This window comes from Emticicia sp. (assembly GCF_049241225.1).
GTDB lineage: Bacteria > Bacteroidota > Bacteroidia > Cytophagales > Spirosomataceae > Emticicia.
This window is the reverse complement of the sequence record NZ_JBMLRC010000101.1, coordinates 1-6062: the sequence shown is the minus strand read 5'-3', so window position 1 is coordinate 6062 and position 6062 is coordinate 1. Positions and strand designations below refer to the sequence as shown.

At 38.2% G+C, this 6062-nt stretch carries 5 protein-coding genes; 4 read left to right on the top strand and 1 reads right to left on the bottom strand.

Going from position 1 to position 6062, the window contains the following annotated elements:
- From ACOVO2_RS06175 to ACOVO2_RS06165, 3 genes are all read left to right on the top strand, one after another.
- Nucleotides 1–2055 (top strand): glycoside hydrolase (locus ACOVO2_RS06175; protein ID WP_421769127.1); only part of this gene is annotated, 2055 nt, incomplete at its 5' end.
- A 143-nt stretch (nt 2056–2198) separates the two neighbouring features.
- Nucleotides 2199–3686, top strand: a complete 1488-nt coding sequence (locus tag ACOVO2_RS06170) for a glycoside hydrolase family 32 protein (RefSeq protein WP_421769126.1) — start codon at nt 2199–2201, stop codon at nt 3684–3686.
- A gap of 94 nt (nt 3687–3780) precedes the next feature.
- Nucleotides 3781–4665: a carbohydrate kinase family protein gene (locus ACOVO2_RS06165; RefSeq protein ID WP_421769125.1), complete on the top strand. Its 885-nt coding sequence runs from the start codon at nt 3781–3783 to the stop codon at nt 4663–4665.
- A 41-nt stretch (nt 4666–4706) separates the two neighbouring features.
- On the opposite strand, the gene ACOVO2_RS06160 is transcribed toward ACOVO2_RS06165, so the two are convergent.
- Nucleotides 4707–5060 (bottom strand): DoxX family protein, encoded by a 354-nt coding sequence (locus tag ACOVO2_RS06160; RefSeq protein WP_421769124.1) that lies wholly within the window; start codon nt 5058–5060, stop codon nt 4707–4709.
- Between the two features lie 99 nt (nt 5061–5159).
- Between ACOVO2_RS06160 and ACOVO2_RS06155 the strand changes: the two genes are divergently transcribed.
- A partial coding sequence (locus tag ACOVO2_RS06155; protein ID WP_421769123.1) for a serine hydrolase occupies nt 5160–6062 on the top strand: 903 nt, incomplete at its 3' end.

Here is a 6062-nt window from a genome sequence, read left to right as displayed (position 1 = left end):
GAAGTAAAAGTGCATCCGACAAACCCTGACATCGTTTTTAGTGCTGATGTTGATACTTGGAAGTCGGAAGATGCAGGAAAAACTTGGACGGCTTTCCGCGGAGCTCCGGGTGGAGATGATTATCACCGACTTTGGATAAATCCAAATAACCCCGACATTATGCTTTTGGCAGCTGACCAAGGGGCCATTATTACTGTCAATGGTGGACAAACTTTTTCATCTTGGTATAATCAACCAACCGCACAGTTTTACCATGTAAGCACCGACAACGCATTTCCGTATAATGTTTACGGTGGCCAGCAAGAAAGTGGTTCGGTTGGCATTGCTTCTCGTGGAAATGACGGTATCATTACATTCAGAGATTGGCATCCAGTAGGAGTGGAGGAATACGGCTATGTAGCCGCCGACCCGCTCGACCCGAATATTATTTATGGTGGAAAAATTACAAAATATGATAAACGAACAGGTCAAACCCAGTATATTGCCCCCGAAGCAGTTCGTTCGGGTAAGTATCGCTTTATTCGTACGGCCCCTGTTATGTTTTCACCAGTCGATAAAAAATCTTTGTTTTTTGCAGGAAATGTATTGTTTAAAACAAAAAACGGCGGTGATTCGTGGGAAGTGATTAGTCCAGATTTAACTCGTGAAAGCTATGATAAACTTCCAGCAAGTTTCAGTGTTTTTACTACCGAAGCTATGAAAAAAATGCCTCGTCGTGGGGTAATTTATGCATTAGCACCATCACCAAAAGACATTAATGTCCTTTGGGCAGGTACAGACGATGGTTTGATTCATGTAACAAAAGATGGCGGAAAAACTTGGCAAAATGTAACGCCCCCAACCCCTAAAGGAGAACAGGATGATTTCTGGATTTGGTCGAAAATTTCACAAATTGATGCTGGTCAGTCTGATAAAAATGTGGCGTATGTGGCAGTAAATAGAATCCGACTTGACGACCAACGTCCGCATATTTTCCGTACGAAAGATGGAGGTAAAACTTGGCAAGAAATCGTAAAAGGTTTACCAAATGAACCAATAAATACGGTTCGTGAAGACCCATCTCGCAAAGGCTTGTTATTTGCAGGTTCTGAAAATGCCGTTTATGTATCGTTTGATGATGGTGAAAATTGGCAATCTTTAAGGCTCAATATGCCCGCCACGAGTATCAGAGATTTGGTAATCAAGGATGATGATATTGTAGTCGGTACTCACGGGCGTAGCTTTTGGATATTAGATGATATTACACCATTACGTCAAGTTTCGGAGGAAATTACAAAAATCGAGGCGTTTTTATACAAACCACAAAACACTTATCGAGTGCGTTGGAGTACATACACCGATACCCCAATAACTCAAGAAGAACCACAAGGGCAAAATCCACCCGATGGAGCAATTATCAATTATTACTTGAAAGAAAAAATCAATAATCCCGTAATTCTTGAGATTTTTGATTCATCTAAAAAACTAATTCGTAAATTTTCAAGTGAGGATAAACCTTACGAATTACCTGATTTGAATATTCCTCATTATTGGATTCGCCCACAACAAATACTTTCGGCCGAAGCTGGTTCACATCGTTTTATGTGGGATTTGCACTATCCTCCGTTAAACCTACCACCATCGTATCCGATTTCGGCAGTTTATCAAAATACTGCTCCCGATGCTACTTCTCCGTGGGTGATGCCAGGGTATTACATTGCTAAATTGACAGTAAATGGGAAATCTTACGAACAAACCTTTTTAGTGAAAATGGACCCACGTGTGAAAACTTCGGCAATAGATTTGAAACTTCAGCATGATTTATCATTGGCTTGCTATGAAGGACGTATGAAAATACAAGATGAATTGGCAAAAATGAAAGATTTACGCCAAAGAATCAGAATGACCGAAGAAGGTTTAAAGCAATTTGATGCAAAAGAAGCAAATTTAAAAAAGATTCAATCGGGATTGGCATCGGTTCATAATATTTTGCAAGATGCTGATAGTAAGCCAACTACGCAGGCAGTTGCAAGTGCTAAAGAATTATTGGCAAAAATGGAGCTTTTATTTAAGTAATCGTTTTTCAAAATTTAGAAGCCACAGTTTTTATAAATTGTGGCTTTTTTTCTACCTTTAATTTCTAGAAAATACTTTAATAACTACCTATGAGGAATTTAATTTACCTATCTTTTTTGTTAATGTTTTTGTCTTGCAAATCTATGAATGAGACCAAAAATATTTATTATCAGGAGACGCACCGACCTCAGTTTCATTTCACACCCGAAAAAGGTTGGATGAATGACCCCAACGGACTCGTTTATTACGATGGCGAATATCACATGTTTTATCAACATAACCCCGATAGTACCGTTTGGGGGCCAATGCATTGGGGACACGCCATCAGTAAAGATTTAGTCAACTGGGAGCATCTCCCGATTGCTCTTTACCCCGATTCATTAGGTTATATTTTTTCGGGAAGTATCGTTATAGATGAAAATAACACTACGGGTTTTCAGACTGGAAAAGAAAAACCCTTGGTTGCGATTTTTACTTACCACGATATGGTGAAAGAAAAAGCAGGACGAAACGACCGTGAATCTCAAGGAATTGCGTACAGCTTGGATAAAGGCCGAACATGGACCAGATATGAAAAAAATCCAGTTATACCGAACAAAGGCGATACCGATTTTCGTGACCCAAAAGTGTTTTGGCACGAAGCCTCTAAAAATTGGATTATGCCTTTGGCAGTAGGAAAGAAATTAGAGATTTTTACTTCTCCCAACCTCAAAGAATGGGAAAAAGCCAGTGAATTTGGTTTAAAAGAAAGTGTGAAAGACGGTGTGTGGGAATGTCCAGATTTGATTTCTTTCAAAACCGATGATGGAACTGAAAAATGGGTTTTGATACAAAACATTGGTCGTGGGGCAATCAACGGTGGCTCAGGAACGCAATATTTTGTTGGTAATTTTGATGGAAAGACTTTCACTAACGATAATTCGCCCGAAACTAAACTTTGGTTAGATTATGGTGCCGATAATTATGCAGGTGTAACGTGGTTTAATGCCCCAAATAACGAAAGAATCTACATTGGTTGGATGTCGAACTGGGACGATTACGCCAATTTAGTACCTACTTCGATTTGGCGTAGCGGAATGACAGTTCCTCGAAAACTATCGTTAATAAATACTCCAGAAGGCTACCGCTTAGCCCAAATGCCTGTCAAACAACTTGAAACTTTGCGAATTTCGAGTACAAACATTCCAAAACAGACGTTTACAAATACTCTCTCAATTGATAATAAATCGGTTCTAAATGAACTGGATTTATCATTTGATTTAGCTGCATCAACCGCAACAGAGTTGGGCTTTGTTTTATCAAATTCAAAAAACGAAAAATTGATTGTTGGATATGATAAAACTTCAAAACAAATTTTTATTGACCGAACAAATGCTGGAAAGTCTGATTTTTCTTCAAAATTTGCCAAGAAACATACGGCCCCGTTTTATGATATCAAAGAGTTGACAATCAAGGCTTTAGTTGATAATGCTTCAATCGAAGTTTTCGTAAATGGCGGAAAAATTGCCTTGACAGATTTATTTTTTCCTACCGAAGATTATACAAAAATCGAACTTTACAGCAAAGGCGGAAACGCCGAGTTGATTTCTGGAACAATACATCCATTAAAATCAGTTTGGGCTAAAAAATAGGTTTATAAGAATTCATTTTTAACCATAGGAATGTCCAATTTGGACGTTCAAAATTAATTTTATCATTAAATACAACAAGTCATTATTTTAGAAAATGTCGAAGAAAAATATAGTTTGTTTTGGAGAAGTATTGTGGGATTTATTACCAACAGGCAAAATTGCAGGCGGAGCACCCATGAATGTAGCTGTTCATGCCAATCAATTGGGTTTGAATGCCACCATGATAAGTGCCGTTGGTGATGATGAATTTGGCGAAGGAATTACTTCATTTTTAGAAAATCGAGGTTTATCAATAGAAAATGTTCAGAAAAATGAATATCAAACAGGAATCGTTGAAGTGACTTTAAATGAGCAAGGAAGCCCTTCATACACAATAATAGAACCAGTTGCTTGGGATTTTATTTGTTTGACCGAAGATGCTAAATCGGCTGTTCATGAAGCTGATGCGTTGGTTTTTGGTAGTTTGGCTTTGCGTAATGAAGTTTCAAAAAATACACTTCTTGCTTTACAATCGTCCGCAAAATTACGGGTTTTGGATATTAATCTAAGAAAACCTTTTTATTCAGAAGGACTTGTCCATGAGCTTTTTGAAATAGCCGACATTGTAAAAGTCAACGACGAAGAATTGGAAATGATTTGTGCATGGTATGGGCAACATTCTGACGAGGAAAATAACGCTATTTTCATCAAAGAGCGATATAATCTTAAAGGAATCATTGTTACGAGAGGAGGAAATGGAGCTTTTTTTGTGGATGAAAATAATACAATCTCAGCTCATGGAGGGTTTAAGGTAACCGTAAACGATACCATCGGAAGTGGTGATTCATTTTTAGCTTCGTTTATTACAAAGTGGTTAAATGGCGAAACGCCAGCCGAAGCCTTAAAATATGCTTGTGCCGTTGGAGCTTTTGTGGCAACTCAAAAAGGAGCCACGCCAGTAATTTCTGATGAAGATATTAAACTAATAATGGAGAATTAAAAATGCAGAATGGATAATAGTAGTCTTTACATTGTCCATTCTCAATTATCAATTAAATAATACGCCCAAGCAATCAATACTAATTGTAATGGAAGTCTTAGCCACAGTAACCACTGTGGTATTTTTTTGAATTTGCCCGAAGTAGCCATATAAATGTTGGCTGGAAAAACCGCAATCAACAATAAAATAATTCCCCAAGCTGCCAAAGGTTTTGTTTGGCTGAAAAGTAGTCCAATTCCGAGAATGATTTCTGCAATTCCACTGATAATCACCATTTCTTCGTGATTTGGAATATACGGTGGCATGGCTTTCATAAAAAAGTTTTTCTTTGTAAAGTGCGAAATTCCTGCAAATACAAAGAATCCTGCCATAATATAAAGAGCTATTTTCTCCATAAGTCTCATCATTAAATTTATTCATCGCAAATTAAGCCAAAAATTGTTTTTAATGGTTTAATTTACAAATAATCTTTATCGGCAAAATAACCTATCATTATGACTAAAGTTCTCTTAACCAGTATTTTACCGCTACTTTCGACTTTCTTCACCATCTGTTTTGCACAAAAAACCAAAACTGAGGCATATTTTCCAGCCGCAAATCAATGGATTTCAAAAAATCCTACTGAATTAGGACTCAACCCAGATAAAATCAAAGAAACCATCAAATTTGCCCAAGACAATGAAATCAAGAATCCAAGAAATATGGAAGTGTCTCATTATCAGTCTTTTGGTAAAGAGCCATTCGGTTTTGCGATTGGTCCTTTTGCCGAAAGAGGTGAACCAACGGGTTTAATTATTCATAAAGGTTACATAGTGGCTCAGTGGGGCGAACCAAGCCGCTGCGATATTACGCATAGCGTGACAAAAAGCTTTCTATCGAGTGTTGTCGGTTTGGCAGTTGATAGGGGCTTAATTAGAAGTGTTTTGGATACGGTTGCTTCTTACGTACCACCAATCGAAGTTTATGGTAATCCAGTTAATCGTTCGGCGGATGATTTTGGCAAACCTGAATTACTCAATCTTTTTGATACGCCACATAATAAAACCATCACTTGGGATGCACTCCTCCGCCAAACCAGCGATTGGGAAGGAACGCTTTGGGGCAAACCTGATTGGGCTGACCGACCTGATAAGGATGCTACAAAATGGCTAAATAGACCAAGAAACAAGCAAGGAAGTGTTTATGAATACAATGATGTAAGAGTAAATGTGCTTTCATTGGCGGCTTTGAACGTTTGGCGTAAACCTTTACCCCAAGTATTGAAAGAAAATTTGATGGATAAAATAGGGGCATCAAACACATGGCGTTGGACTGGCTACCGAAATTCATGGGTTGTGTTAGATGGGCAGGCTGTTCAGTCGGTCAGTGGAGGAGGACATTGGGGTGGTGGAATGTTT

Excerpts from the sequence above, each read along its gene's own strand:
- ACOVO2_RS06165 (WP_421769125.1), top strand. The coding sequence starts at position 3,781 with ATGTCGAAGAAAAATATAGTTTGTTTTGGAGAAGTATTGTGGGATTTA.
- ACOVO2_RS06170 (WP_421769126.1), top strand. The coding sequence starts at position 2,199 with ATGAATGAGACCAAAAATATTTATTATCAGGAGACGCACCGACCTCAG.
- ACOVO2_RS06160 (WP_421769124.1), bottom strand. The coding sequence starts at position 5,060 with ATGGAGAAAATAGCTCTTTATATTATGGCAGGATTCTTTGTATTTGCA.